This is a genomic window from Brevibacillus sp. Leaf182 (assembly GCF_001423865.2).
Lineage (GTDB): Bacteria > Bacillota > Bacilli > Brevibacillales > Brevibacillaceae > Brevibacillus > Brevibacillus brevis_C.
Window position 1 is genome coordinate 318,316 of the sequence record NZ_LMPN02000037.1, and the last position, 26,913, is coordinate 345,228.

Sequence of the window (26,913 nt, forward strand, 5' to 3'; positions counted from 1 at the left end):
TATTTACCCCCATTCCTGTTTTCGCTCATGGAGCGAGCTCGCAATAATACGGTCCAGCAACTGTGTAAAGGTCATACCTGCTGCGGCTGCACTCTTTGGAAACAGGCTGTTGGCGGTCATCCCCGGTAAGGTGTTCACTTCTAGTACGTAAGGCATATCCTGACACAAAATCATATCCACCCTTGCATAGACCTTGCACTGTAGCAGTTGGTAGCTGGCGAGCGCCGCCTCGCGCACACGCTGCCGGATAACCGGTGGAAGCTCGATCACATTCTCCTCCGCGCCGCCGTCTTCATATTTTGCTCGGTAGTCGAACCACTCTGAATGCGCCGAGCGAATGCCGATAATCGGTAGTACTTCGCCATCCAGAATCGCGCAGGTTAGCTCCGTCCCTTTTAAATAGGGCTCAATCAAGATCCCCTGATCCAAATGGCTGGCTTCCTGAACAGCCGTCAGCAGCTCTTTCTCATTTTGCACGAGCTGGACACCGATGCTGGAACCTCCCAAATTTGGCTTCACGATCACCGGGTAACCCAATTGCTCTACCGCTTGGGGATCATAAACGTCCTTCCAGTACAGACCTGCAGGCGTTTGAATGCCCGCCGTCTTCAGCAGCATCTTAGACAGTTGCTTATTCATGCATAGGCTGCTTGCTAGGACGCCGCTTCCTGTATAGGGAATACCAAGTGTCTCCAGCGCTCCCTGCACTGTGCCATCCTCACCATATTGGCCATGCAGCGCCAACAGCGCGAAATCAATGTCTGCCTGCTGAACCTGCGTGATTAAATCCGCTCGCTGCGTAACGACAATGGGAACTGCCTCATAGCGACTGCGATCCAAATGATTGATCATCTCTTGACCAGTCTTCAGAGAAACCTCACGCTCCGAAGAAATTCCGCCCATAATGACGCCTATCTTCATGATGACACCTCATTTTTTTCAAATGGTTGTGCAGTTTGGAATCGTTATGTCTCAAGAAAGCGACGTGCCTGTTTGCCGATGATCTGAATACCCCGCTCGATATTTTCATCCGTTACTCGTGAAAAACCAAGTCGCAAGGTATTCGTCCCCGTTCCTTCTTGAATAAAAAATTTGTCCCCCGGTGTAAAAATGACTCCGTGTTCGGTACAAGCTTCTAGTAGCTGGCGTGTATTTACGTCTGACGGAAAGGTAAGGAACAAATGCAAGCCCCCGTCGCCAGTTAGCTGCACCTCGGGGAGATGTGCTTCACAGCAAGCCTTCGTCAGTTCATATTTGCGCTTATATTCCATGCGGGCCTTTTTTACATATTTATCAAAATTTCCATTCAGCAAATATTGATAGAGTATCGATTGATCGATGGTAGATGTATGAATGGTTCGTGCACGCTTAATGCTTTCCAGATTGTCGATCAGGGCTTTGTCTCCAAGTACCCAGCCCACTCGCAATCCAGGGAAGAGTACCTTGGAGAAGCTACCAATATAGATGACTCCGTTACCTTGCCCTACTGTCGCGATTAATGGCGCAACATGCGCCCCCGAGTAGCGTAGCTCCTCATTGAACCCATCCTCGATCACTGGAATCTGATAGCGCATCAGTAAATTCAGAACGGCACTGCGCTTGGCTGGCGACATGACAATGCCTGTCGGATTGTGATAGGAAGGAGTCAAATAAGCCAGATCGAAGCTCTTTGTCTGCTTCTGCAATACCGCCTCTAGCTGCTCCACATCAATACCATCACTCTCCATCGGAATGCCGGTAATCTCAAATCCTTGCAGCTTCAAATTCTTGATCGCTGTATGATGGGTCGGATTTTCACAAATAGCTGCCCCACGGCGAGCAGAAGGGCGCAGTGCCGACAGTACTATGTCAAAACCTTCCGTAAACCCGCTTGTAATCAGCATATCCTTGCCGCTTAAATCGACGCCCTTATTCTCCATATAACGCTTCAAGTAATCGATTAGTGGCTTGTAGCCTTTGGCATAACCGTAGTTGAGCAGTACCTGTCCTTCGATTGCCATCCGATCCATAAAGGCTCGCCTTACATCCCCCAGATCAAACAACTGCTCATCCGGCGCAATGCTTGTGAACGAAATAGTTCCTTTTTTGGTGCGAATGCCCTGCTTCATCATATCCAGCTCTGTAGCGGATACAGCATATTCGTTCATTCGTGCCTTCCAGTCGATCTGCCAGGAATCGGAGCCTTTATTCGCATCCAAATGGCCCACCATAGCGGTAACATAGCTGCCTTTGCCGGGAATCGCATACGCAAATCCGTCATCCTCTAGGCCTTCATAGGCTGCAATCACCGAATTGCGACTCACCTTTAGCAGACTGCTCATTTCTCGTGTGGAGGGCAGCTTTTGATCTACCTGAAGCGCGCCTTTGATTATTAAACGTTTGATGTATTCTTTCACTTGAATCGCGACTGGACGGTCACTAACAAGCTTGAAATCCTGGAACATCCTTCATCGCCCCCGTCTATAATGATGGCATGAGAGACGAGAGAAAAAAAGAACCACCACACTGGATTTTTCATCCTTCTGTGGTTCCTCTGCAGGAATCAGCATCCACCCAGCGGTAAAAATGAAAGTAAAAAAGAACCCATTTTTCCTAAGGGTTCCTCTTTTGTAGTCATTTTTAGTAGGCAGATAGTGAATCCTTCACCAGATGCTATCCGCTTTATGGTTGTTTTGCGCCATCACAATATATTTGTCCAATTGCTGGCTTACCCCCAAAACTACGTCACTTGTCAGACCGTGTTTACCTGCCAATTCAATCATTTGTTGTCGGAGTTGCTCGATGCTTGTTTCTAGATCCAAGTGGTGGCGACTTGCTTCTATTCCCGTGCCCCAGATCGTGCACTTGCTTTTCGGGGCACCTTCTAATTCTTTTTTCGGGGATGTTCCTAGGTGCACAGGGACATCCCTTTCTAATGAACTTGCGAGAGCTTTTATGTTAAGCACCTCCTGGCATTTACAAATTATGACATTAATAAAACTATAAATGAATATGCAAGAATTTACCAACTAAGAAAAAATGGAATAGAAAAAAACATCCTATCGAAAGGATGTTTTTTTGTGTGTCTTATTAACTGTTCCTAAAAATCTGCACCATGTTGATAATTAATTACGTGTGATGTGTCAGACTTTTGGGGTTCGTAAACGATGCCACTGCTAAACCCAAACGTTAGAAGAAGTGCTAGGAATACATGTTTCATTCTTTTTCATCCTCTCTACTTATCATCTTTTTAGTGAGTGTTGATACATCGTCATACAACTAGTTTATAAATGTAGCTTCAGCCTTCTTCTCTCCAATTACAATGGCTTGATATTGGAGGATTTGTGATGGCGAGGCAAGATGGCGATATTTTTCAAACAACTGTACACATTGCAGAGCATCATAATGTCGATTCATTAAATCCGATAGAACGAAACAGTGCAGGGTTTCATTGAGTCCACTTTCAATGCGTCCCTTTGTAAAATCATATTTTGCTTTCTGATAACGATATTGGAGATGCTGAACCATATTAACCAACAATGTTCGTTCATGGAATCTAGCAATATCTTCAGAGAGGCGTAATAAAACCTCATCCACGCAAAAGTGATATTTATTAGCAGCTTCCATAATCGTAACAAGACCCGGAAGTATTTCAACAGGCTGCTCCGCTAGATAGTCGGTATATTCCTTAATGATTTCTTCATTCCCCATTAATACTTCCAGTGTGTAAAAATTCGCCTTCGCAAAGACTGCAAACCGCTCAACGATTTCTATCCCGTCATCGTCAAGAAGTTCAAACCAATGTAAATCGGCGTATGCATGTACATATTCTTTGGATTGGGAATAAGCGCCTTGCATCTGAAGGACTAGTCCTTTATATAAATAACCCATTCCGTAGTAGTAGACGAGCGGACGTTCTGTTTTTATCAACTCTGCCGCTCGATTTTTTCTGCGTTTTGGCAGCATATCTTGGTAGATAATTTTGGAAAGCTCTCGTAGCTCATCTGCGTAGGTTCCTGCTTCACTCCATTTTTGCAAAGTGAAACAAACCTTCGCCAAATTTAATAAAGCGTCTAATTGATCCGTTTCTGGTAATCGCTTTCGATATGGAGAAAAGCGAATAACAGCCTTCTCATTATCATCAGCATTTGTCCCGAGAATGGCCTGAAATAATCGGTAGTGACTCATCACAAACTGGGTAGAGTAGCTATCTTTCTCGTTCTCAATTACGTACTCATAGAATGGCACCGCCTTTCCCAGTTTTCCATCCTCATATAATTGCTCAGCTACAGTAAAAAGGATGGAGATATTTTTGGGATTCTCCAACAATTGGGAGGCAACAGCTTCAATGCAATCCTTTCGTCCATTCTCAGCGCTTCGAATCAAGTAAGGTATCAATCGGGGGCGCGAAATTTTCCCTTCATATAAACATTCATCGGGATATAATTCATACATCCAACCAGGCTCGTAGCCAAACACCACAGCGAGCGCGTCTAATTGACTTATGGTGATAGCCCGAGGTGGATTCCCATTTAGAATCTCGCTCAGTGTCCCCGGATTAATACCGGTTAAATCCCCTAGTTTGCTCAATGTATAACCGCGCGCTCGCCGATGTTGTTCGATTTCTGACCGCAGCGACTGTTGCAATGTCCCTAGCAGTCCCCCCATAATGGATCACCCTTTTATTTTTCCTTTATTTTACAATCAAATGGGTTATTATGGAAGGTGCAAGAAATATTTCTTTTTCATTTTAATGGTAAGATAGCGAGACAATTATTGGTCAGCTCGATTGAAATAAGTATTAGACTGACCCTCTCAATCAAAACAGCGGTAGCCATGGACCAGAAAATAAAGTCCTAGACTCCCGCTGTTTTATTGAATGAACGAACCCGTTAACATAATTTTATCCATTCCATCCTACCCCCACCAGATAGTATCCATTCATAATGTATGCCATAGTTTTCCAACACATAGTTCCAGTAACTACCGTTGTCTTATGGAATGATCCTGCCCGTTAATTCAGCGCCATCCAAGCTCTTTGAACGTGTACCGCACTCCATCGGGATATTGTCCGACCCGGCTTAATCATTACATGACTTTTGGTCAGCTCCCCTTATACTTTCAAACCGATAAACCTTCGCGACCATTGAATGGAATGGTTGAACGGATCAATATTGTCCTTTTCTGTTCCAGCTATGACCCAACTATTTTTTCTCCCCTTGGTTGTCTGCTGTTGGCGTCCGGTTCGACAGTGATGCCGATTTGATCAAAAGTCTGCCCTTCGGCGAGCTGGTAAGTCAGTATTCCAGATCCGTTTTCGTTGGGCTTGAATATGCCACCATTTTCCCTCTTGCTGTTTTTCAGCAGCCAAACCTGGTAAACCTGTGAACCTTCGACGCCGGGCAATTCGTGAACCTGCACCACCAAATTTTTCTCTGATCCCTGCTGGACAATATAGGCCATGCCGTTTGTTCCCGGGTGGCTTTGCTTGGCTGCTTTTAAGGGAATCGCCGTTAAAATTTCAATGGGAATATTTTCGGCATGGCGATTTTTTACCTGTACATTCGCGATTCCAAGGCCAATAAACGCGAGCAACAATACGCACACGATACCGGTTGAAACTGGAGTGAACTGGCTTTTGAGCGTCATAAAAAGATTCCTCAACTTAGTCATGAATGTTTCGGTACCGCTTTTCCTTTTTTGCTCAAAAACAAACCCCAGCACCTCGCCTTTTAGCGATTCAGGCACCTCGATTTCGGTATAATCGAACGACAAAGCATGCCAGGCCTGGGATAATTCCTCATATTCTTTCTTACACTCTGTACAATTCTTTAAATGTTCAGCAAAGGCCATGTGTTCGCTCTCCTTGAGCTCATTTGCTATATATGGAATTAAATGATCACAAACCCTTCTCATTTTAAATCCTCCAGTTCCAAATGCTTCCTCAATCCTTTAAGAGCCTGGTGAAGTCTGCTTTTAATCGTGCCGAGCGGCTCTTGTTCCAGCTTGGCGATCTCTGAAAGAGAATACCCTTTCCAATAAAGCAAATCGATTAATTTTCTTTGCGCCGTTGGCAATTTGTTTTTCGCCATCGCAATATCATTCGTATTTACTCGTTGCTCGACTGTATTAGCAGGGTCGGCGATCTCTTCAAGTTCCTCTTGATGGTGTTGCGTATGCCTCTTCTCTTTACGGAGGTAATCAATGCAAATATTGCGGGTAATCGTGAGAAGCCAATTTACAAAGCTGCCTTGAGCAGGATCGTAATAGCTGTTTGTTGTCCATAGCCTCAAAAAGACCAACTGAATAATCTCTTTCGTCTTATCCTCATTCCCATTGCAAAACTTCATAACAAAGCTGTAAACAAGCTTTATATATCGATCATAGAGTTCCTCTAATGCGTGACCATTTTTTTCGTTTACCAATCGCATTAATTCCGCATCGTAATTTTCTTTCATGTGGCACTCCCTGCTCTTGGATAAAAATATATTGCCATAACACTATTTTAAAAGTAAAGATGAGAACGACCGCGATTGATCGTTCCCTGGGCAGGCTTATTCAAATGCTGTTTCGCTGTTTATGACAAACCATACATCTTTTACTCCTTGTCCGTTTACATCCCCTTTTTGCAGGTCTTTTGCAAAATAATAGAGAGGAAATCCTTTGTACGTAACCTGCTTCTTCCCGTTGTCTTCTCTTGTGATCGTATCGAAATCCTTTTTGTCAAAACCTTCCGGGACAGCGAAATCCTCCTGGGTAAATGCCGGCCAGTTTGCCAGGCAGTCTCCGCTGCAATTGCTTTTTCCTGCTTCGTCCTTTTTAAAGTAATACAGGGCCCTTCCCTGTGGATCCGCCAGGTACCCTCCAGCTTTCTCATTCTGCAAAAGCTGGAGGCTGACAGCCGAGGCTTGATCGGGTTGAACCGTCTCTGTTTTTACCTCCGTGCTTTTTCCGCAGGCAGCCAAAGCAAAAATAATCGAAAGTATCGCAAGGATAAAAGCTGCTTTTTTCATGTATGTTCCTCCCCGTTTTTAGATTAAGACTCGTCCTTACTTCCAGCCCCATTTTTGAAAGATTTGGTGAGATTTTTCTGTTTTTAAATAATCAATAAATTGCTGTGCCTCTTTTTTCTGATCAGAGATTTTCGTCAGGACGATTGGCGTTCCTCGATAGAGCTTTTCTTCTTCGGGCAGTTCGACCAGGTCAGTCACATCCTGGAGCCGGTAATGCCACGATTCATAGGTAATCCAGGCGTCCAGGCTGGAATTCGATTTCCATCGTTCAATGGCTTCAGCACTCGACTTTACAGAAAGGTTAATATTTTGAGAAATGCCTTCGATCAGCCCTTTTCTGCCTGCCATGTCTTCCCACAGGCCAAGCTGGCCAGCCCCATTCACATCGATTATTTTGACTCCCTTTTTCGTTAAATCCTCCAGGCTTTCAATCTTCTTAGGATTTCCTTTCCTCACCAATATTCCTGCAGCACGCGGGTAAAGCTCCGTACGTGATTTCGTGTCGATCATTTCGGGGTGGTTAAAGATGAAGTCCTGTAGCATATACTCGGAGCCACCGAAAATAATATCTGCATCTTGCTTAGCTTGGCCGATCCAATTGCCTTCTGGTCCGGCTGTTACTTCTACCTTCATTCCTGTTTCAACTGAAAATTGTTCAGCAGCTTCCTTTATCGGTCCAAGTGGTCCACCTGGTCCGTATACCCGGATGACTTGATCACTTTGACTGGCATTTGATGTCGCCTGGGACGCCGACTTACCGTCCATTTGTGCATAGGCTGACATTCCGGCAGACGTAAAGACAAAGAGCAGTAGAGTTGCTAGGAACACGATCTTTTTCATCATTCTTCCTCCATTTCACACATGTTTTTTCACGGTACTATCAAAGGAAACGAAGGGAGGCTGTAAACGGTTTGATTGTAATCGCAAAATTGTAAGAAAGTTTTATAAATCTATGGAAAACTAGTCTGTAAAGAATAAAAAAAGATCTCCGCACACCCTACGCCAGCTTGGCCAGGTGTGTGGCGATCTTTTTCATGTTCTGACACGAAGCGAATTCTTGGTCTCTCGCATCTGTTTTGTATAAGTGAGTTTGCATAGCAAGCTGAAAGTTGTACAGCTTCCTTACCCGTTGGCATGTTTCATTTAATCATGCGATCGTTTACGAGGTGCGCAATGAGCGACGCAAGATTTTCCCCGTACTGTTTTTAGGAAGCTCAGCTACGAATTCGACCTGACGGGGAACTTTGTATTTCGCCAGCTTGTCACGACAAAATGCCATGATATCCTCTTGAGAAACCGCAACTTCCTTCAATGCCACAAATGCCTTGACTGCTTCGCCATGTACCTCGTCAGGAATTCCAATCACAGCGGCCTCGATAATCGCAGGGTGCTGGTAAAGCACTTCTTCTACTTCACGCGGGTACACGTTATAACCATCAACGAGAATCATGTCTTTTTTCCGATCAACGATGTACACATATCCTTCTTCATCCATACGAGCCATGTCTCCCGTATACAGCCAACCATCTCGAAGCGCCGCAGCCGTATCATCTGGCAACCCGAGGTACCCTATCATAACGTTTGGCCCATGTACAACCAGCTCGCCCACTTCTCCACGTGCGACTTCGTTTCCTTCGGGATCGACGACCTTGTTTTTCACGAGCGGGATATCGACTCCAACTGATCCTGGCTTTCTGGTCCCGTGCAATGGGTTAAACGTTGTAGCTGGAGCCGCCTCTGACAATCCGTAGCCCTCCAGTACCTTGGCATCGTATTTCGCTTCGAACTTGTGCAGGAGCTCGACGGGCATGGATGCACCTCCCGAGCAGTATATCCGGATGGAGGAGAAATCTTCTTTTGTCGCAGTCGGCAACTGTAGCAGATAATTGTACATAGTCGGAACACCTGCAAAACATGTGGCCTTTTGCTCCCGAATCGTTTGGAGGACGTCTGCCGGATGAAATTTCGGCACAATAATAATGGCCGCTCCCGTGCGAATCGGGCCATTCATGCACACCGTCATGCAGAAGACATGAAACATCGGCAGTACCGCGACCATGCGATCTTCTGGCACCAGCTCGAACAATATCCCCATCGCTTCCGCATTCGAAGCCATATTGCGGTGGGAGAGCATCGCTCCTTTTGGCTGGCCAGTCGTACCTGATGTGTACAGGATTACAGCGAGGTCATCTTCGTTTCGTTCCGGCTCCGCGTACCCTGTCTCTGACTCTTGCCCTTCCTGTACAAGCTGATCGATCGTTATTTCATTTTCAATGGATTCCGAGTAGATGAGAAGCTGTAAATCTTCTATTTGGTCCTTCATCGGGGTTAGTACCGGCTGTAACGCGGATAAGGCAATGGCAGCCTTTGCTTTACTGTTGGATAGAATGAAGCTAATTTCGCGCGCTGTATAGATGGGGTTCATAGGAACAACGACTGCTCCTACGCGGAGGATCGCATAGTAAGCGCTAACAAAATGGGGCCGATTATCCATGAGCAGGGCGACAGCATCCCCTTTTCCAATCCCGTGCCTGGCAAGTCCTGCCGCGAGATGTTCGACCTGCTGATTGAATTGTGCATACGTAGTTGTTTCTCCCATAAAGATGAAGGCTGGGCGATCCGAAAACTGTTTCGCGCTCTGCATGAGGCTTTCATTCAAATGATACATCACACATCTACCCCCTTTTCAGAAAATTTTAACATCTATAACCAAGCCTATAAAGTATTACTTTTAGGAAACATGGGTGATTGGCGGTGCTGATTGAATGACTTGTTCATTGCGCTTCACAAAGAGCAGGAAAAGCACGCCGCAAATGATAAAGAGCAATCCGTTGACAATCATCGCGTTGCCAAAACCAGTGCCAATATCTCCGGCTGATTGAACGATAGAGCCCGTTACCAGCGGCGAGATGATCCCTGCCAATGTAACCAGGCTGGACAACACGCCTACCAAAAGTCCCGTGCGTTCCGGCAACAAGCTGCTGACAATGACAGAGGCGGCTGTTCCTACAGAAAAAGCAAATCCTTTTCCGAGGCACAGGAGGATCAAGACAAGTGCCGTAGATTGAACAAGGGTAACACCGTAAAAGCACAGTCCCCCTAAAATAATTGATACACCGCCAACCAGAACATATGATTTACGATAGCTGCGATGCTTTTTAAAGAAACGATCACCAATCGAAGAAATCAGTATGGTCATCAGTCCAGCCAAAAGTCCCGTGCCAGCAATCGCATAGGCCATTTCCTGATTCGTAAACTGGAAAACCTTGACGAGATAGACAGGCTCCCATACGGAGGCAAAAGTCGTTCCCCAAATTTGTGCAAAATAGATTAAAAAACAGAATAGAAACGTGGATGAGAGCAAGACACTAGATATATCTGACCATTTCGCTTTTGGCAAGGTGGGAGCGTCGACTTTTGCAGGAGCGACGCTGACAAGTGGTTTTTCTTTTCCAATCCATAGCCAGACCAAGAGCCATATCAGACTGAGTGCGCCCATAAACGCCCAGGAAAATCGCCATCCATAGCTATCAATTAGCGCGACAATCATCGGCGCGGAAGCAACCGCACCGACGAAAGCACCGAAGTTCACCGTTGAATAAACCAGTCCACGCTTTTCTTCAGGGAACCATTTGTTCAAATGGCTGACAACCGTTGCCCAAAATGGCCCTTCACCGATTCCAAGCAATACCCGCGCAACGACAAGCATCGGCAAACCCGCGATCGCATAAGCGCCAAATTGGATGACTGTCCAGGACAGCGCCATGATCGCTAGCATTTTTTTCGTCCCGATGCGGTCCGATAATGCCGCGCCTACAATCCCAGCGATGGAAAAAAGCCAGAAAAAGCTGCTTCCGACAAGTCCCCATTCCTTCTCGTTCAATGAAAATTCGGTCATAATCGGCACGGCAGAATATCCCGCAATCGTTTTATCCGCATAATTGATCATGTATAGCACAAATAACATAACCATTGTGATTCTGGCCATCATGTGAATCACTCCATTTGTGTAGGAAATAGACTGCCATTGTTCACCGCTATTTCGAAAGCCTCACGCGCCCAATTCCATCCATGATCTCAATCACTGTGCCATATGGTTCACTTAAAGCCTTGAGCCCCTCCAGTATCGAAGTATCCCCGCTTAATTTCGGCCACCCCATACGATGTACTGGCAGATCAAAGCCTAATTCAATCGGATGCAGCTCCAGTTCGAGCAGCTCACCATCTTGCATTTTCCACAAGGGAATAACCGACTCCCACACCTCTTTGTGCACACAGAGTCCGCGTGTGTAATTGGCACTCATCGCTTCCAGCGCATCTGCCACATTATGAGTGTGGTCGAGGCCGTAGTGCTCGTAGAAATCAGCAGGTTGACTCGTAACAGCTTCTGTCTGAAAAACGAAATCCCCCAAGCTGTAAAAGATCGGCCGATTGTTGTAGATTTCAATGCCTCGCAATAAATGTGGGCCATGTCCCACGACTGCATGTGCGCCCGCATCGATGCAAGCTTTTGCAAAAACAGGCAAAAAATCAGCCGCAACCTCTTTCGCTTCCCCCTTCATCTCATGAGCGTGAATACTCACGATAACGTAATCAGCCCGCCTGTTTGCCTCCTCAATCGTTTTGACGATTCTGTTCAGATCGCGTGGATGCGGCTGAGTAGTCGTCCCTTCATGGTCGCTTACCATGAAACGTGCATTTCCGAAAAGAAAGATCTCCTTACCCGGATCGTTCATGAAGCCTTCCTCGATGAGAAGCTTGTTGAAGGCGTTAATGTCCGTCGCCTCCGCAATGGCTTGCAAATCAGCGAGCTTTTCTTCCGTAATGTGGTGCGTCATGACATAGCGCATCGGATTGATCCCTGGTCTGCCAATACTATCTGAACGCTGATCACCAGCAGCCCACCATGGATGAAAAGTCGACGTCGCAGCGATCAAGGCTACCCTGGCCCCTTCGCATTCGAGATAACGCGGCGCTCCCGCTTCAGCGAGATTTTTGCCTGCGCCAGCATGGACGAAGCCATACTCATTGAGATATCTCTCGGTTGCTTCCAGTCCCCCGTACAAATAATCGAGCGTATGGTTATTTGCCCAGCCAATCATGTTAAAGCCGTAATCTTTCATGACTTGCAAAACGGAAGGTGGAGACATCGCCCACGTGCCTCCGCTCTGCGCGCTGGGATAGCCCTCATGATCGTGTACGGTCGTCTCCAGATTCGCAATGCGTACGTCCGCACGGTGCAGCAAGCTGGATACCTCTTGAAAAGCTTGGTCCCTGTATGGCAGATTGCGTGTAATGAAGCTGTCGCCAGTCGCTGTGAACCAAATCGGCTTGGTCATTGGTAGGATTCCCCTTTCCCTTTTCTCATTTTTTTCTGCTTTCAAAAGATCGAGAAGTCTTCCTCATCCTCTCCGACAAACGAGTATAGCTTCGAGCTGATTTCATCATAGTGCTGCAATCGTTTCTGGACATTTTCCGCGTCGTGGAGCATGACGCCTTTGATCAAGACATTTAGCATGGAGAATAATGTGGGCATACCGCTAGTGGCAACGGGTTGGGGTGTGGTGATTTTCAGTAGATGATCTGCGACTTGGCTGATGGGGGAGAACTCGCCTTCCGTAATCGCCAAAATTTTCGCTCCCAGCTCTTTTGCTGAATGAACCATTGCAACCGTTTCGCTGGGATGACGAGGAAATGATATCGCAATGACCAGCCATTCTTGATCTCGTTCGGTGAGAAAATAATCGGCGTTATCCACTGCTCCTGTATACAGATGTGTGTTACCTTTGATGGCATTCAACGCTGAGAACAGCCATTTTGCAGGAATATGGCACCAACGAAATCCTACCACTACGATTCGATTTGCCTGCACGATGCTTTTGACCACCTCTTGAAGCAACGTGTAGTCCATTTGCTGCAAGCCTTGTTGGAGATACGCAATATCACTTTCCATCACTTGATGCGCGTAATTGCTCAGATCGAGCGTAACCTCGGTGTCTCGATATTTCTGGATCGGCCCCTTCCTTTGGTCTCCTATTAAAAGAGACTTTTTGATTTCTTCCTGAAGCTCTGTGTATCCGGAGTAACCCAATGCATAACAAAAGCGAATGACGGTCGCTTCACTGGTATTCGTAAACTCCGCGATTTTTTTGGCGGTATGGATCGCAAGTAAGCTTGGCTTTTCTATCGCGATCTTACAGATGATTTTTTGGCTTGCTGTCAGCTTTCCATACTGCTTCCGAATCCGTTCTTTTACGAGTTGTGCCATGCCTGAAGCTCCTTTATCATTCGAATTTGTTTTAATTTTGAGAATAGTATATCCTTTGCAATAAATCACTTCAATACTTCTTGGAAAATGTAGTTTGTACTTCATTTTGGTGTATGACAGTCCGTAAAAAGTGACCTCTACAACCCATAAGGTAACTAAATAGATGGGGGAAAGGGACAATGCGATCCTTGCTACCCTTGCCTTTATTAATCTGGATTTGGCAGTAGTGGAAATCAACATCGGACAATTTTATATTGATCAGCTCGCTTATCCGAACGCCGTATATAGCAGAGTCTTGACGATCATCATGTCTTGAAAATTCTTCGCTTGCCAAACCACTTCGTAGTAGCGCCTAAGCTCATCTTCTGTAGGTACATTTGGGAGCTTCTTGGCTGTTTTGGGAACCTCCACCTCCAGTTCTGCTCGAAGATGCTGAAACAGACTTTTGAGATAGGCATAATCTGGTCGTTCTCCCCGGAGATACTTGGCCAACTCCTTCGCTTTACGTTTTGGGGATATTCGCCTTTCACTTACGCTACAATACCTTCTTCCAACGGAAGGCGTTCACTCATGTCGGATAGGATGCTTTGAAGCATAATGGTATGGATATACACCAACCAGTTTTGCAGAAGGTGAAGAGACAATACAGCCAGCTCTTGATCCTCTAGCCCGTTAGTGCAGATTTCTCCGCCTTTGCCGTAAAAGATAAAGCTATTGGCCGAGTTCCAATTTTCCACGACATTCAAGCCTTCATTGATCTCGCGGCGCAGCTCCTCTGAATGCAAGTAATCGCAAACTGCTTTTCCGAGTTCTCCTAGTGCTCGATAGGTCAGATGCTTTAAATTATTGCGGGTAAATCGTTTCAGGATTGCCTTTGTTTCAGCGGTTCCAAGGCGCAATGCCGTAGCATACTTCATCATTTGATCGTATTGCTGCCTAATCAACTCCCAATTGATTGGGCGGGTCAGCACCGGTTGCAAATTCAGGTAGGAATTCGTCATGTCTGATTCGGACCGGTATAGCTTTTGGGAATGAATCGCTTTGAGCCTTGGCATGAAATGAAGCTTCGGCATCAGGGAGGGTAATCACCATGACAAATTCAACCGTCATTACCATCGCTAATCAGAACCGTGGAACCGGAAAAACAAACACCGCCTATCACCTGGCTTACGCCTTATCTAGTGAAGGAAAAAAAGTACTGCTGATCGATTTCGATCCACAAGGAAATTTATATAAGGAAGCTTTTCGAAGGTTTTATCGAGCGATTATGTGAGATGTTCGGTTTTGCCCTTACAGGCTCTTGGCATACTTGTATCTAATGACATAGATTTTCTCGCTCCTCTCAACAAGCGATTTTGGTATTCGACAAACGATAAACATATTTTAAAAAAGGACAAAACGAGGATACCTCGTCTGTCCTTCAACGATCAACCTATCTTACCGCTATCCTTCAATTAGCGAAATACGCTTCCCTGTCAATATCTGAAGTGATTGTTGGCTAATCGGGACGCCATCCAAAGCGTTCTTGAGTCAGGGAGCGATAAATGAAGAAGAAAATATTTGCAGTGCATGTCATTCTTTATTCGTAATGTTCTCGAACGAGGAAACACCGGAGATTATATAACATATATATACATCTACTTTGCGGGTAGTATCAGCTTCGCTGGTACTACCCCTGTTTGAGTTCCTCTTTATAATTCATGTCTTTTCAGAGTACAACAAATAATAACAGTCTTATTTTAGAAGTGCGAAAGATTCATTTATATTCAAATCACCGTATAGTTGGTCAAACAGCTTGCCGTCTTCTGACTGGGAATCAAACGGATTGGACTGTGGAGTTGTATACACATACACCATGTCATTTGATTCTGTAATGGATGTCCCAACAGGTGGACCTGCTTCGCTAGAGAGGCGAGTCCAATCCGTTTTCGTAAAAACGGAGATCATCAGAAGCGTTTCAGAACCTTTTCCATCCTTCGTCGCATAATCGAACTGCACTACATGTTTGGCAGATGGCAGAATTTTGTCTGCATCTACACCTGCGTATTGGTTAACCTTATAATTTCCGTTCCAAGAAGTTGGAGGCTTAAAGCTGAAATTTGCTTGAGGGTTAGCGTAAAGGTTAGTTTTTCCGCTTTCCTGTGCAACATGCTGTGCTGGGTGTTCTACTTTGGCCGATGGCTGAATTTCATCTTTATCTGCACCTGTAGGTTCGTTCACCTTGTGATGCCCATTCGGGGAAGTCGACGGCTTAGAGCTTACATTTTCTTGAGATTCTGTGTGTTCTACTTTGTCATAGTTAACAGCGAGTAAAATGCCGATCACTACGCCGGATGTCAGTATGGTGCCGACGATGATTTTTTTGAAATTCATGTTGGTTTCCTCTCTCTTCGTATAAGGTGTGTCGTTGTTTATGAGGGTATTATAAACAAGCGATATAATAAAGATAGTTACAGATAAGTGACACTTTATTTAATAAAACGTTTTGGTTGGCATTTAAAACGCGGCATTGGGGCATCTGCCGGTATGAAATGTCTAATACTACTTCAACTCAAAAGAGTGGGAAGATGATCCCTTAACAAGATAATAGCCCGTGACTCCTTAGTGTAGGAAAAACCGGCATTTTCGTATCAAGAAGTTCCTTAGCGTACTAAATCCGCGCTTTGTTAGCGGTACCGCTTATAGGAAATGTAACTGACTTTCTTTTTGTCTCGGCATCACATTAACGGACGGTTACAGTTGTACCGCTTTGGGTATCGCCGTTTTGTTGCGGTTTGATCGCTTCCTCGATCAGAGAAGCATATACTTTGGTGCCTTCCTCGACAAGATGCACGCCGTCCCATGCGAAATACGAATCCTTGTTGGCGCTTGCCGCGTACCAGTCGACGAGTGTCACATTAGAGAACTGATTAGCTGCCTCCTCCAGTGCTGAGTTGACGACTTGTTCCCAAGGACGCGGCACTCGTGTATTTACAAGTACAATTTGCCGAACGTCTTTGAGCGAATTCAGTAGATTAACAAGTGTCTCCTCCGAGAATGGTCCGTTCGTGCCAAGCTCGATAATGACTACGTCGCCTAGCATGCCGTTCGTCTTGAGTTGATCGACTACGTCCTGCGCCTCAGACAACTGTCGGCCCACTTTGCCGTTGATTGTGATTCCAGGAAGAAGGTTTTTCAGATAAGGAGCAACGTCGAGCATGACCGAGTCGCCGATCGCGGTTACTCTCTGACCCGAATCCGGCTCCAGAGTCTCAACGGGCTGTTTTGAGTCGTTTGGCTCCGAAATAAGTTTGAGGTCCGGCCTCCTATAGTCGTCAGGGCAGACAGGATGGTCCGGCGGCAATGAGCCATCATGTCCCGAATGTTCTTTGCTGTCGAGTGCTGCAGCGAATTCTTGCTGAGAGTTCGGCGACGCTGTCCCATCCGTTTGAAGGTTGCCGTCGCCTTGTGAAACTGTGCTCGTCGCCATGTTAGAAGCACAGCTAGTTATACTGACTAGAAAAAGCATGAATACGAGTAGCTTATACACCGAAGCCATGTTGCGACCGATCGATACCCGATTCTTCCGCATTTTCCGTTTAACCAAACCGCCGTTGCGAATCGGCTCCTCGATAAACCGCCACGATAGCGCGGCAAGTACAACACTCGCGATTACCTGCAATATGCTGCGTACAATACTGGTCTCGCCAGTGTTAACCACAGGACTTGTCAGGACGATAACCGGATAATGCCAAAGATAAATGCCGTAAGATCGAACCCCAAGCCACCGCAGCGGTTTCCACCCCAACACTTTTCCCAGTCGGCTGACCGGATGGGCGAGCACCGCTACCACTGCGGCCGTGGCGACGGACAGTAGCACAAATCCTCCTCGGTAAAGAAAACTGTCGTATGGATCGGTTAGCCAGATCATAACCACAATCGTGACCAGACCAGCCGCCCCGATGCAATCAAGAAGTAAACGTGCTCGAGGCGCAGCTTTTACGGAGAGACTGCGGCTTGGCCATATCATGGCGAGCGCGGCGCCGATGAGCAGGGCGAACGCTCTCGTATCTGTTCCGTAGTAAACCCGGCTCGGGTCAATGCCTGGCTCGTAAAGCAACGCCATCGCTAGCGCCGAAACAAGCGTGAGCGCGAGAGTCAACGCGAGAAGCCGCCATCTTCGCGGCGAGAAGTGAAGACTGATAACAAGAAGCAGCGGCCACAGTAGGTAGAACTGCTCCTCCACGGCGAGCGACCAGAAATGACCAAACGGGGAAGACGGACCGAAGCTCGAAAAATATGAAACCTCTTGAAAGATACGCCACCAGTTGTTGACATAGAGCAGTGTCGACAGGACCTCACCACGAAGCTGTGTCAGTTGGGAGCGATCGAGTAACGTGATCCATACCATGACGACCGTAATTGTGACGAGCAGCGCGGGCATCAGCCGCCGTCCCCGTCTTAACCAGAAGTCTTTCCAATCAATCTTCCCGTCTCTTTTCCATTGTGCAAGGAGGATGTCTGTGATAAGGTACCCGGATAATACGAAAAACACGCCGACACCTAGTAACCCTCCCGGAGCCCAGCCGACATTGAGGTGATAGACGATGACGGCAAAAACAGCGAGTGCCCTCAGTCCGTCAAGTCCAGCCATATAGCGGCCATTGCCGTTCAGCGGCTTAGGCATACCGTTCGTCCTCCTTCTCTATTACAACGAGTGTATCGAACGGTGGAAATCGATCATTTGTCATGCGGCTCGATGCCGCAAGCCTGTTAATTTTGTTCTGCTTGAATTGTTTCATGCCATACATCTGCACTTTGCCCTTTCGATGACAATAATGAATAGGTTTCACACTAAGCTTGACAGACACCTGTTACTCGAATTCGATTTTTATTTTATATATTCGTTACTTACTAATGCATTGGCAATTACATTGGTTGGTATGACAAATTCCAACACGCCCATAAATCCGGGTGCGGCTTCGTATTTATTAAAGGAGATAACAAGTTTACCTTCATTGTTAATATAAAAGCTTTGATCTTTCGCAATCGTTTCAAAACTCATGGAACCTTCTACCCAATATTCCTTTTCGGGGTCTGCCTTCATCTGCTGTCTCATCTGTTCTTTAATATTTTCAGTGATTAGGTTAATATAGCTATCATCTTTAAATAAACTTGGCAAGGTAATCAAAAGTTGATTTTTCTTGTCTACTGTGTCGTATTTAAAAGTTGTTGAGGAGGAACCAACCGTATTTACAACATATCTGCCCACGACAAGGATTTGATCATTGTCAGTTTTGATTACGTAATCGCTTTTTACACCTACATGACCTCCGCCATTTTTCTTTAATTCCTCCATTTCAGTCTTAACTTCGTTATAAAGCTCTTTATTTTCTTCCAAATATTTTTTATTTAGGGTGTCTTCTAACGTTTTATTTTTCATGTTTGTAATTGCTGGTACTTTTATTTCGGCTTTAGCAGGTCCGTCATCTACATTAAATTCTCTAAAAGTTAACACCTTGACAAGCGAGCCAACCAATGGAACTTCCGATAGGGCATGTGCAAAGGCGGGGCTAGTATTAATCCCTGTTATTAATAAAATAGCTGCAGCCGCAATCCCAACGAGAGGCTTCATTATTTTTACTTGATTTTTCTTTTTTTGTTTGAGGGCTTTCTTCACAACGAAATCCAATTCATCGGGGATAGGCGTATTCTTATAATTTTTTTTCAATTGATCCAGTTGTTCGCTCATATTACTTTACCTCCTGTAAAATTTCATCGCTCATTTGAATTCGAAGTTTGCGGAGTGCTTGATACAATCGAGTTTTTATAGTGCTAATGTTTTCGTTCATCACTTCCGCAATTTCTTCAATTTTTAAATCTTCAAAATATCTAAGTATAATTACAGTCCGATAGGCACAGGGTAGTTCCTCCAAAGCCTTCTCTAAATCAATATCATGGTAGGCATCTTCACTTATGGGGCTGTGTAATTCCAACACCTTATCATCTACTAGTTGAATCCTCTTTTGTTTTCTAAGGAAATCAAGAGATGTATTCACCACAATTCTGTAAAACCAGGCTTTCAACGAACCCTCGGATTTTAAGGTTTGTGAAGATGACAATGCCTTATGGATAGAGTCCTGAACAATATCCAGTGCATTATCTGCATTCTTTACATAACTGAATGCTAATTGATACACATTTTGTTTATTTTCCGTAATAAAACGGATAAGTAATTTTTCTAACTTTCTATCCATTCAAAGATTCTCCCCTTGATATGCGCTTATCATTTCCTTGCCTTACATGTAAAAGACGTCTGAGCTAACCCAAAAGTTTGTTTTTCGATAATGGCAAAAACCAGCGTCCCTGACACCGTCCTCACAGTAAAAATGATGCTCCAATGTAACGTAGATAAACGAACTATAAATATTTCAATGGAATAAGAAACTCGATTTCCTCAAAGGGACATCGAGTTTCTTGTTAAATAATTGTAAGTTTACTGGGAAAGTATATAACTAATTGTTTTATTGTTTTACAGTGCTTTGGTTATCAGCAAATACCATTTTCAGTTTATTTTCTTCCAAAGCTAAGACAAGATGATCCACATTTCCACCATTTCCTCCTTGTGGAGCCGTAACAATAATATCGTTCACCTTGTTACCCGTATAGTCACCAATAATTAGGTTTGGTTCTCTTCCTAACTCCCCATGTAATGATCCATCTTCCCCTTTGAACACCCAATCATATTTTACGTACCCTTGGTTTTTTCCATCTTGCACTACGATAGATAAATTGTCTGCATAAGCATCTAATGTTCCATCAATCATTTCTTTTGTTCCAACCAATATCACTTTGTCTTCAATAGAGTCACCGTTCACATCGGCTATTTTGTAATCAAGTACATACGTATTTTCTTTTGGTTTAAGTTCGGGCGCTATAAATTTTTGACCAATTTCCACTTTTTTGGCTTGAACTGTCTGTTCTGCAGAAGCAACTTGGAGTTTTCCCACTCCTGCTGCACAAATAAAACCTGCGAGTACCAAAAAAGAAAGTTTCTTTACGTGTTGATTTTTCATTTTTTTATCCTCCATTTATCATTTGCTTGCCTTACAAATGAAAGACGTATGAGATACCCTAAAAAGTTTGTTTTTCGATGAATCACTGAAAGACACCGGGCTAATGCCATTTTTATTACATGTGCTTCGAATAGCAGTAAGGGATACAGTAAAAAACCGTCCGCTCCGAGTAGGGCGAGGTGGATATTAACGCTATTGGAGCGAATGGCAACTTCTACTATGTTTCAACCGTAGATTATAAGGGGAATTCCTTGAAAAGGGGTATTTCTAAGTCAGTGGCTTGGTAGGGAAATAAATATCCCGTTCCACCTTAGAAAGTGAAACGGGATGTTTTTGGGATTTTGTCATTCGGAGTTACCCTTTTAGGACAGCCCCAGGTAGTTCATTATTTTAACGTGGCATCCCTGAAGGTTTCTTCTCCTGCTTCCATCGTCAACAATACTTTTGCACTACCAATTTCTGTTGAAGGAATCTTAAAGAGATTCTTATCGATCACAACAAGGTCTGCTTCCTTCCCTTGTTCAATGGAACCAGTGATTTTATCTGAAAAGCTGGCATAGGCACCGTTAATCGTGAAACTAGCAATCAAATCAGCAACCGATGCTCTTTCTTCAGGTCCGAGCACTAACTTAGGATCGGTATTTCCGAACTCCTCTCTGGTGACACCTACTTGTATTCCATATAATGGATCAAATTCCCACGTTATCGGATAGTCACTGGCAGAGGCCACTTTCACTCCGTTATTAATGAGACTCTTCATCGGATACTCACGACTCGCCCGTTCCTCTCCGAGATAAGGCAGTTCAATGTTTTCATAATAGCCTGGTGATTTAATAAACCAATATGGATTGGCAACAGCCACAACATTTAATTTTTCCATGCGCAGAATATCACTTGGCTGAACGATTTGAAGATGAGTCATCTGATGACGGGAATCTCTTTTTCCATTCTTCTCTACAGCGTACTCAAAACCATCCAAGGTTTCTTTTGTGGCAGCATCTCCGACAGAATGAACGTGCATGGCAAAACCTGCTTTATCCAATGCAGCAGCTGTCTCCTTAAAGACTTGAGGGTCCCATTGCGGTTTGGCATTGTGGTTATCCATATATGGTTCAATTAGCGCAGCTGTCCCTCCCTCGATTACACCATCCATGAATACCTTCACCGAGTTTACCTGGACATCGGGTCCGTTTAGTTTCGCCCGTTCTTCTACCAACGATTTTACTTGTGACGGACCCTTGGAAGGGTCAGTGGCCAATGAAACACGATATTTTAGATGAAGCTTGTTTTCTGCTTCAAGAGCCTTTAATGCATTTAGGGCATTACTACCTGGAACAGCTAGCGCAAGATGGACAGAAGTAATCCCTTTTTCTGCTGCCATCTGCTCATACGCTAAAATCCCTTCCTTATACTCTTCTTCAGAGTAATCCGGAATAATCTCCATCACCAAATTTTGAGCGGTCTCACGAAGAGTACCAGTAGGTTCCCCCGTAACATCGTCTCGCTCAATTACGCCCCCTTCTGGATTCTTTGTATCCTTGGTAATACCCGCCAGTTCAAGAGCTTTCGAGTTCACCCACACCGAGTGATGGTCTCCTGAGGTTAAGACAACAGGTATATCCTTTACGATTTGATCAAGATCCTCTTTTTTCGGGCCCTTTCCGGGGAAGACAGGGTTTTCCCAGCCAAATCCCTTCAAACCTTTAAGATTAGGGTTCTTTTGAACAAATTCTTTAATGGTATGGAGATAATCCTTCCGCGATTTTTTTCCAACCAGATTCACTGAAAAGATTGTTTCAACGGTTGCAGTCACATGAGAGTGGCTATCAATAAAACCAGGAAGAACCATCTTTCCGCCAAGATCAACCACTTTGGTCTTTGCGTTTTGATAAGGTTTTACTCCTTGATTGGTGCCAACATATACAATTTTCCCATCGCTGATCGCTATAGCTTCAGCAAAATCACGCTTTGCATTAACGGTGTAAACGGTACCGTTTTGCAATATGACATCTGCCTTTTTACTGATGGGGTTCGTTGCATTTGTTTGGGCCTGTGCAAATCCTGAGAAAAGTGTACTCATTAAAAGAGAGGCAAGAGCAACATTCAACGTCTTCTTTAGCTTCATACAATCACCTTTCCTGACGTGTCTACTATTCACTTCAGGAAAAATGATATATAAAAAATAGGTAGAGAAATATGTTCATAGCAGACGAAAAATGAATACTTTTTCATCCATGGTGGAGGTTTCTTTGTTCGAATAAATCGTACAGCTTAAAGGCTAACATAAGATTAAACCGCTCTTCCGAATCATTCAGCTCCAGCTGTAATAAGTCTGTTATCTTTTCTAATCTATACTTCAGTGAACTTCGATGGATAAAAAGATATTCTGCAGTTTCTTTTAAATTCCCGTTCATGGCTAAATATACTCGCAATGTATCAAACAGGTCTTTTCCCTTTTCATTTCCGTAGTTTAATAACGGGTCCAGATATTTCTTGATGAACAATTTTGCCGCAAAACTCTCTTTAAGATCAAATAAAATGGAAAGAGAACCAAGATTGTCAAAGTTTTGTATACGTTTGTTTGAAAAACAGTTACTTACGATTTTCAAAGCTTGATGAGCTTGGCGATAACAAACGTGGAAGTCTTCTATGGTCTGTGTCCTAGAACTTATTCCTAAAAAAATTTCAATTCCTTGTATAGTTGGTGAAACAACATCCCTAATTTGTTTATGAATCAGTTTCCAATAGAGGTTGCTGTCTTTTTCTTTTTGGTCAGGAACAATCAGAACATAGCGTTCCTCTTTTTGCGTTACGATAATATTTCGATCAAAAAGGTGTAATGCTGTTCTGATTCTTTCCCATATCCAAGTCATCTTGAGCTTAATTGATTGTAAATCCGCTTCTCTATGATTACATTCGATAGATAATACACCAATTCTATTAGGTTCAAACAGATTGAGATTAAACAGATTGGCATATCCGATCATTTTTTCTTTATCTTCAATCTTTTCCAGGAAAAGTTGATGGATAAAACCGTCCTTAACCTGTTCTTTTGCATCTGCCACAAGTTTTTGCTTTTTGATCTGAATCGCATATACATCCAAAGCGTAATTCAATGTCATTCGCATTTCCAGATCGAATTCCTGTTTACTTGCTTTCACACCTACATACCCGAATAGCTCACTGCCACAAACTACCTTCCATATGCCAAGATGATTGTCTTCCCCATATTGGAGCCACTGCTCTCGATCAGGTATATTCATAATTTCCCATGCTTTTACATTTAGTTGTCTTACGATTTCCTCTAGCTCCTCATTACGTTCTCCCATGAAAAAACTGGAGATCGGATGCAGGAAACGATCAAATAGAATAACTGTTTTTCCAATCAAATGTGAGAAGGTTTTGGTAATCTCAAAGTAACCGTCACCTACCAGAGCCTGTGTCACTAATTCTTTATAATGAATCATTCGTTTTTCCAAGCGATTTTTGTCTTCCAGTTCTGCCTTCAATTTCTGCTTTTCTTTCTCTTTGTTTTTTACCATTTCCATTACGATTGCGAAATCTTTCCCATATTCACCAAAGGACTTGTCCGCTTGGATATTCAAGGGAGCCGCCTCCCGATACCCAACAACACAGACATCAAAATTGGTCGAGTCGCTTTCCTTAATTGGGAAGGTAAACCAGGTAACAAAACCTTCATTCTCAAATTCTCTAAGCAGATCACAACTCTTCCATACCTCGATACCATCCATAGAACAATGTGGTTTAGATAAACAGCATTCCAAACAAGACGAACACGATAATGGAAACTTCTTCTCAAAACTCTGTGAGTCTCCTCTTCTTGTTCGAATACTCAAGACATCCTCTGATTTTTGAATAATGGCAACGTAGTCACAGACAAACTCATCCCAAAATGACTCTAATAGAAACCGCAGTGCTTCATCAACGGTTTCTAGTTTGTGCAAATTTCTCGCAGCATTACGTAAGTGTATATCGATATCTTCAATACTATTCTTCCCCCAAATCCACTCCCATTTGTCCATTATATCCCTCATTTCTATCAGTTAAATATGAAAGAAACCCAACCAGCAGCGTTGCCACAAACATCATAATTGAAATTCGTTCAAAACGCTGCCACTTAATTCAACAATCTTGCTACATCACTATAAAAAAGCGCCAGACTCTAATCGATCTGACGCATTTCAACAATATCTGATTCTTCTATGTCCTATTTCAACAGACGCATGAGTTGATTCTTAACAATCGGGACAAAACCATTTCCCAATACGCGAAAAAAGTTATTTTCGAACCTCTATCATTATTTTTGTCACATACTCTTCGCTAGTATTTTTGGTTACCGCATCTAGTACGTATTCTTCATACGAATATTCCCCGATTTGAAGTTCGTGGCCTTTTATAAATGCAAGTATTTCCTCATAAGTTGCAGTAATCCTCTCACTCTTTCCAAAATGATAGCCAACCACATACAACCCCTTTGGCTTTGTATAGTAAGTTATCCCTTCATGATTTTCTGTTTGTTTCATATATAAATTCGAATAGTTTTCGTAATCTGCTGACAATAGTTGATTACGTGAAACCATCGCTCCAATTGGATAACCCGTATCGAGCCGATGCGTATGGAGCGCATCGATAAAATCAGAAACAGCCCGTACAAAGTCTCGGTCCGTACAATCTAGAATGGCATCACTGGAAAATAATTTTTCCTCCGAAAGTTCTTCTATATGAATACGTGAAAAATCGGTTTTGATGGCTTCCTTGGTCAAGCTAAGCTTTGTTTCGATCATTTGTTGGATTTGCTGCAGGTTTTGAATTTTGCGCTGAATTGTAGACGCTTTATCTTCTAAAAGGCTAACAAAGTTTTCAGGTGTTTTGTTTTCCAAAAAGGGCTTTATTTCTTTTAAGGGCATCCCGACCTCTTTTAATAGTTCAATCACGTTAAATAACTCAAACTGTCGATACGAATAGAATCGATAGCCCTTCTCATTTTTAATATCTGGTGACATTAACCCGATGTCATCATAATAAAACAATGTTTGCTTATTGACTCGACATAGCCTCGCAAATTCCCCTGTCGTGAAATATTTGTGTGTTGCCTCTGACAATATAAACCTCCCTCTCTTGACTATATAGTTACTATATAGTGTACATTTCTTACTATAAATTTAAGCGAAAGGGTTTGATAGTCATGAATATCATTATTCGTGACATAACGCCAGAAAATGTTCAAGAAATCCTGCAATTACGTGTCAAAAAGGACCAAACCTCATTTATCGAAACACCTCAAAAATGTTTACAAGATGCAAAAGCATGTAGCTATTATCAACCAGTAGGGCTATATACTGGCAAAGAATTAGTTGGATTTGCGATGTACGGGGAATTCCCGGGTGAAGATGAAATAGAAGATAAACGTGTTTGGTTAGATCGCTACTTTATTGACCACCGTTATCAAGGATATGGCTTAGGTAAGCAATCATTGGAAGCCCTTATTCAACACCTTGTCAAACAGTATAACTGTGAAAAAATTTACTTAAGTGTATTTAAGGACAATGTCCAAGCCATTCGTATTTATCAAAAATATGGATTCAAGTTCAATGGAGAAATTGATATTAACGGTGAAAAAGTCATGGTGAAGAAAATCAATGTATAAACACTGAGGGAGACGACTTATGGAGCAAGCGTCGATTTTATTAGAACAAAAAGCTGTTAGGTCATTGTTTTTTCTTATTTAGTGCCGTCTTTACTTGGAATGCTGCTCATGTCGATTAATATATTCGTAGATGGCATTTTTGTCAGTAATGGGATTGGACCTGAAGCTTTACTGAAACTATGCCTGTAATATCTCAATGAATTGATGCGCATAAAACGGTTTGGACAAAAGCTCCTGTAACATCTTATCGATGGCAATCACAACAATTTTACAACCGACTCAGGAGAACTCCTTTTTCAATACGTTGAAAAGATTATAAAACTGGTTAACCAAACAAAAAAAGCCCGCCCCTTATTCCCCAATCCAATGCATTAAAATACTAATAACGGATACAGTTTTTTCAAGAAAAAACTCACCGCAGGCAAAATCCTTCCGGGTGAGTTCATTCTTGTTTTACCACATCCTACCACGAGACAACATCAAACATCGCTTGGATGGTCCTGCACTTAAATAATATGTTGTTTTTTATAGGATATAAATTTATTTGTAAATAATTTATAGTGCGCTGGATCGCCGCAAAATCGGCAAAACAGTTTTGTGGAAGAAACCTTGTTGACATGTGGAACTTGAATTGTTCGTAATCCTTCTATCAAATGTTTCTTACAAACATAAACCATTGCAACCTCCTCCTTTCCATTGTGAGAACATGTGACCATAGGAGAACGTAATAGTTCTCTAAGTTACACCGATTCAATAATCATAGAAATCACTTGACCTCCGCCGATACACAAGGTAGCCAATCCAAGCTCCACAGCGGAGACATCCTTTAAGTTTCCACCAAAGCTGCCGAACGGCGTTCTTGCTCCTCCCAAGATACTAGATTAAAAAAGTTATGGATCTCTGATTGATCGAAAAGCGAGCGATCACAGG

23 protein-coding genes and 1 pseudogene are annotated in these 26,913 nt (G+C 43.6%); 2 read left to right on the forward strand and 22 right to left on the reverse strand.

Annotated elements, in window-relative coordinates:
- Window positions 1-3: 3 nt before the first annotated feature.
- From ASG16_RS28515 to ASG16_RS28580, 14 genes and pseudogenes are all read right to left on the reverse strand, one after another.
- Window positions 4-921, reverse strand: a complete 918-nt coding sequence (locus ASG16_RS28515) for a D-alanine--D-alanine ligase (RefSeq protein WP_056487707.1) — start codon at window positions 919-921, stop codon at window positions 4-6.
- Between the two features lie 44 nt (window positions 922-965).
- Window positions 966-2,444: an aminotransferase-like domain-containing protein gene (locus tag ASG16_RS28520; protein ID WP_056487711.1), complete on the reverse strand. Its 1,479-nt coding sequence runs from the start codon at window positions 2,442-2,444 to the stop codon at window positions 966-968.
- Between the two features lie 198 nt (window positions 2,445-2,642).
- The gene (locus ASG16_RS28525) at window positions 2,643-2,897 is read right to left on the reverse strand and encodes an aspartyl-phosphate phosphatase Spo0E family protein (RefSeq protein WP_082195945.1); all 255 of its coding nucleotides are present in this window, start codon (window positions 2,895-2,897) and stop codon (window positions 2,643-2,645) included.
- 361 nt (window positions 2,898-3,258) lie between these two features.
- Window positions 3,259-4,647, reverse strand: a complete 1,389-nt coding sequence (locus ASG16_RS28530) for a helix-turn-helix domain-containing protein (RefSeq protein ID WP_056487713.1) — start codon at window positions 4,645-4,647, stop codon at window positions 3,259-3,261.
- Between the two features lie 525 nt (window positions 4,648-5,172).
- A complete protein-coding gene (locus ASG16_RS28535) occupies window positions 5,173-5,832 on the reverse strand; it encodes an anti-sigma factor (protein ID WP_241970851.1) in 660 nt (219 codons plus the stop codon).
- Between the two features lie 59 nt (window positions 5,833-5,891).
- Window positions 5,892-6,437, reverse strand: coding sequence for an RNA polymerase sigma factor (locus tag ASG16_RS28540; RefSeq protein WP_048033184.1), 546 nt, complete (start codon window positions 6,435-6,437; stop codon window positions 5,892-5,894).
- A gap of 96 nt (window positions 6,438-6,533) precedes the next feature.
- On the reverse strand, window positions 6,534-6,992 hold the full coding sequence (locus tag ASG16_RS28545) for a COG4315 family predicted lipoprotein (protein ID WP_056487720.1): 459 nt from the start codon (window positions 6,990-6,992) through the stop codon (window positions 6,534-6,536).
- 36 nt (window positions 6,993-7,028) lie between these two features.
- Window positions 7,029-7,832, reverse strand: a complete 804-nt coding sequence (locus ASG16_RS28550; RefSeq protein ID WP_056487722.1) for a substrate-binding domain-containing protein — start codon at window positions 7,830-7,832, stop codon at window positions 7,029-7,031.
- A gap of 319 nt (window positions 7,833-8,151) precedes the next feature.
- Window positions 8,152-9,660, reverse strand: coding sequence for a fatty acid--CoA ligase family protein (locus ASG16_RS28555; RefSeq protein WP_056487724.1), 1,509 nt, complete (start codon window positions 9,658-9,660; stop codon window positions 8,152-8,154).
- 63 nt (window positions 9,661-9,723) lie between these two features.
- Window positions 9,724-10,983 carry an MFS transporter gene (locus tag ASG16_RS28560; protein ID WP_056487727.1) on the reverse strand — a complete coding sequence of 420 codons (1,260 nt, stop codon included), beginning with the start codon at window positions 10,981-10,983 and terminating at the stop codon, window positions 9,724-9,726.
- A gap of 46 nt (window positions 10,984-11,029) precedes the next feature.
- On the reverse strand, window positions 11,030-12,331 hold the full coding sequence (locus tag ASG16_RS28565) for a CapA family protein (protein WP_056487730.1): 1,302 nt from the start codon (window positions 12,329-12,331) through the stop codon (window positions 11,030-11,032).
- Between the two features lie 41 nt (window positions 12,332-12,372).
- Window positions 12,373-13,260: a MurR/RpiR family transcriptional regulator gene (locus ASG16_RS28570; RefSeq protein ID WP_056487733.1), complete on the reverse strand. Its 888-nt coding sequence runs from the start codon at window positions 13,258-13,260 to the stop codon at window positions 12,373-12,375.
- Window positions 13,261-13,330: 70 nt separating this feature from the next.
- Entirely contained in the window at window positions 13,331-13,594 is a 264-nt protein-coding gene (locus ASG16_RS31430) for a tyrosine-type recombinase/integrase (protein ID WP_370444422.1), read from the reverse strand.
- Between the two features lie 238 nt (window positions 13,595-13,832).
- Window positions 13,833-14,315: pseudogene (locus ASG16_RS28580) on the reverse strand (Tn3 family transposase); the annotation flags it as partial.
- A gap of 35 nt (window positions 14,316-14,350) precedes the next feature.
- Here ASG16_RS28580 and ASG16_RS28585 point away from each other — a divergent pair.
- Window positions 14,351-14,533, forward strand: a complete 183-nt coding sequence (locus ASG16_RS28585) for a ParA family protein (RefSeq protein ID WP_056487739.1) — start codon at window positions 14,351-14,353, stop codon at window positions 14,531-14,533.
- A gap of 461 nt (window positions 14,534-14,994) precedes the next feature.
- Here ASG16_RS28585 and ASG16_RS28590 read toward each other — a convergent pair whose 3' ends face one another.
- The 8 genes from ASG16_RS28590 to ASG16_RS28625 all read right to left on the reverse strand — a co-directional run bounded on the left by ASG16_RS28590 (window position 14,995) and on the right by ASG16_RS28625 (window position 25,438).
- A complete protein-coding gene (locus tag ASG16_RS28590) occupies window positions 14,995-15,633 on the reverse strand; it encodes a hypothetical protein (RefSeq protein WP_056487742.1) in 639 nt (212 codons plus the stop codon).
- Between the two features lie 349 nt (window positions 15,634-15,982).
- Window positions 15,983-17,926 (reverse strand): acyltransferase family protein, encoded by a 1,944-nt coding sequence (locus ASG16_RS28595; RefSeq protein WP_056487745.1) that lies wholly within the window; start codon window positions 17,924-17,926, stop codon window positions 15,983-15,985.
- Between the two features lie 204 nt (window positions 17,927-18,130).
- Window positions 18,131-18,991, reverse strand: a complete 861-nt coding sequence (gene rsiV, locus ASG16_RS28600) for an anti-sigma-V factor RsiV (protein WP_056487748.1) — start codon at window positions 18,989-18,991, stop codon at window positions 18,131-18,133.
- Between the two features lies 1 nt (window position 18,992).
- Window positions 18,993-19,496 (reverse strand): RNA polymerase sigma factor SigV, encoded by a 504-nt coding sequence (gene sigV / locus ASG16_RS28605; protein WP_056487750.1) that lies wholly within the window; start codon window positions 19,494-19,496, stop codon window positions 18,993-18,995.
- A gap of 267 nt (window positions 19,497-19,763) precedes the next feature.
- A complete protein-coding gene (locus ASG16_RS28610; RefSeq protein ID WP_056487753.1) occupies window positions 19,764-20,315 on the reverse strand; it encodes a hypothetical protein in 552 nt (183 codons plus the stop codon).
- A 385-nt stretch (window positions 20,316-20,700) separates the two neighbouring features.
- Window positions 20,701-22,440: an amidohydrolase gene (locus tag ASG16_RS28615; RefSeq protein WP_056487757.1), complete on the reverse strand. Its 1,740-nt coding sequence runs from the start codon at window positions 22,438-22,440 to the stop codon at window positions 20,701-20,703.
- Between the two features lie 103 nt (window positions 22,441-22,543).
- Entirely contained in the window at window positions 22,544-24,358 is a 1,815-nt protein-coding gene (locus tag ASG16_RS28620) for a PucR family transcriptional regulator (RefSeq protein WP_056487759.1), read from the reverse strand.
- A 255-nt stretch (window positions 24,359-24,613) separates the two neighbouring features.
- On the reverse strand, window positions 24,614-25,438 hold the full coding sequence (locus ASG16_RS28625; RefSeq protein WP_056487761.1) for a MerR family transcriptional regulator: 825 nt from the start codon (window positions 25,436-25,438) through the stop codon (window positions 24,614-24,616).
- A gap of 83 nt (window positions 25,439-25,521) precedes the next feature.
- On the opposite strand from ASG16_RS28625, the gene ASG16_RS28630 reads away from it, so the two are divergent.
- A complete protein-coding gene (locus ASG16_RS28630) occupies window positions 25,522-25,983 on the forward strand; it encodes a GNAT family N-acetyltransferase (protein WP_056487763.1) in 462 nt (153 codons plus the stop codon).
- Window positions 25,984-26,913: the final 930 nt, after the last annotated feature.

Coding starts and splice junctions, on each gene's coding strand:
- ASG16_RS28515 (WP_056487707.1), bottom strand. CDS start 921: ATGAAGATAGGCGTCATTATGGGCGGAATTTCTTCGGAGCGTGAGGTT.
- ASG16_RS28520 (WP_056487711.1), bottom strand. CDS start 2,444: ATGTTCCAGGATTTCAAGCTTGTTAGTGACCGTCCAGTCGCGATTCAA.
- ASG16_RS28530 (WP_056487713.1), bottom strand. CDS start 4,647: ATGGGGGGACTGCTAGGGACATTGCAACAGTCGCTGCGGTCAGAAATC.
- ASG16_RS28535 (WP_241970851.1), bottom strand. CDS start 5,832: ATGGCCTTTGCTGAACATTTAAAGAATTGTACAGAGTGTAAGAAAGAA.
- ASG16_RS28540 (WP_048033184.1), bottom strand. CDS start 6,437: ATGAAAGAAAATTACGATGCGGAATTAATGCGATTGGTAAACGAAAAA.
- ASG16_RS28545 (WP_056487720.1), bottom strand. CDS start 6,992: ATGAAAAAAGCAGCTTTTATCCTTGCGATACTTTCGATTATTTTTGCT.
- ASG16_RS28550 (WP_056487722.1), bottom strand. CDS start 7,832: ATGAAAAAGATCGTGTTCCTAGCAACTCTACTGCTCTTTGTCTTTACG.
- ASG16_RS28555 (WP_056487724.1), bottom strand. CDS start 9,660: ATGTATCATTTGAATGAAAGCCTCATGCAGAGCGCGAAACAGTTTTCG.
- ASG16_RS28560 (WP_056487727.1), bottom strand. CDS start 10,983: ATGATGGCCAGAATCACAATGGTTATGTTATTTGTGCTATACATGATC.
- ASG16_RS28565 (WP_056487730.1), bottom strand. CDS start 12,331: ATGACCAAGCCGATTTGGTTCACAGCGACTGGCGACAGCTTCATTACA.
- ASG16_RS28570 (WP_056487733.1), bottom strand. CDS start 13,260: ATGGCACAACTCGTAAAAGAACGGATTCGGAAGCAGTATGGAAAGCTG.
- ASG16_RS28585 (WP_056487739.1), top strand. CDS start 14,351: ATGACAAATTCAACCGTCATTACCATCGCTAATCAGAACCGTGGAACC.
- ASG16_RS28590 (WP_056487742.1), bottom strand. CDS start 15,633: ATGAATTTCAAAAAAATCATCGTCGGCACCATACTGACATCCGGCGTA.
- ASG16_RS28595 (WP_056487745.1), bottom strand. CDS start 17,926: ATGCCTAAGCCGCTGAACGGCAATGGCCGCTATATGGCTGGACTTGAC.
- rsiV (WP_056487748.1), bottom strand. CDS start 18,991: ATGAGCGAACAACTGGATCAATTGAAAAAAAATTATAAGAATACGCCT.
- sigV (WP_056487750.1), bottom strand. CDS start 19,496: ATGGATAGAAAGTTAGAAAAATTACTTATCCGTTTTATTACGGAAAAT.
- ASG16_RS28610 (WP_056487753.1), bottom strand. CDS start 20,315: ATGAAAAATCAACACGTAAAGAAACTTTCTTTTTTGGTACTCGCAGGT.
- ASG16_RS28615 (WP_056487757.1), bottom strand. CDS start 22,440: ATGAAGCTAAAGAAGACGTTGAATGTTGCTCTTGCCTCTCTTTTAATG.
- ASG16_RS28620 (WP_056487759.1), bottom strand. CDS start 24,358: ATGGACAAATGGGAGTGGATTTGGGGGAAGAATAGTATTGAAGATATC.
- ASG16_RS28630 (WP_056487763.1), top strand. CDS start 25,522: ATGAATATCATTATTCGTGACATAACGCCAGAAAATGTTCAAGAAATC.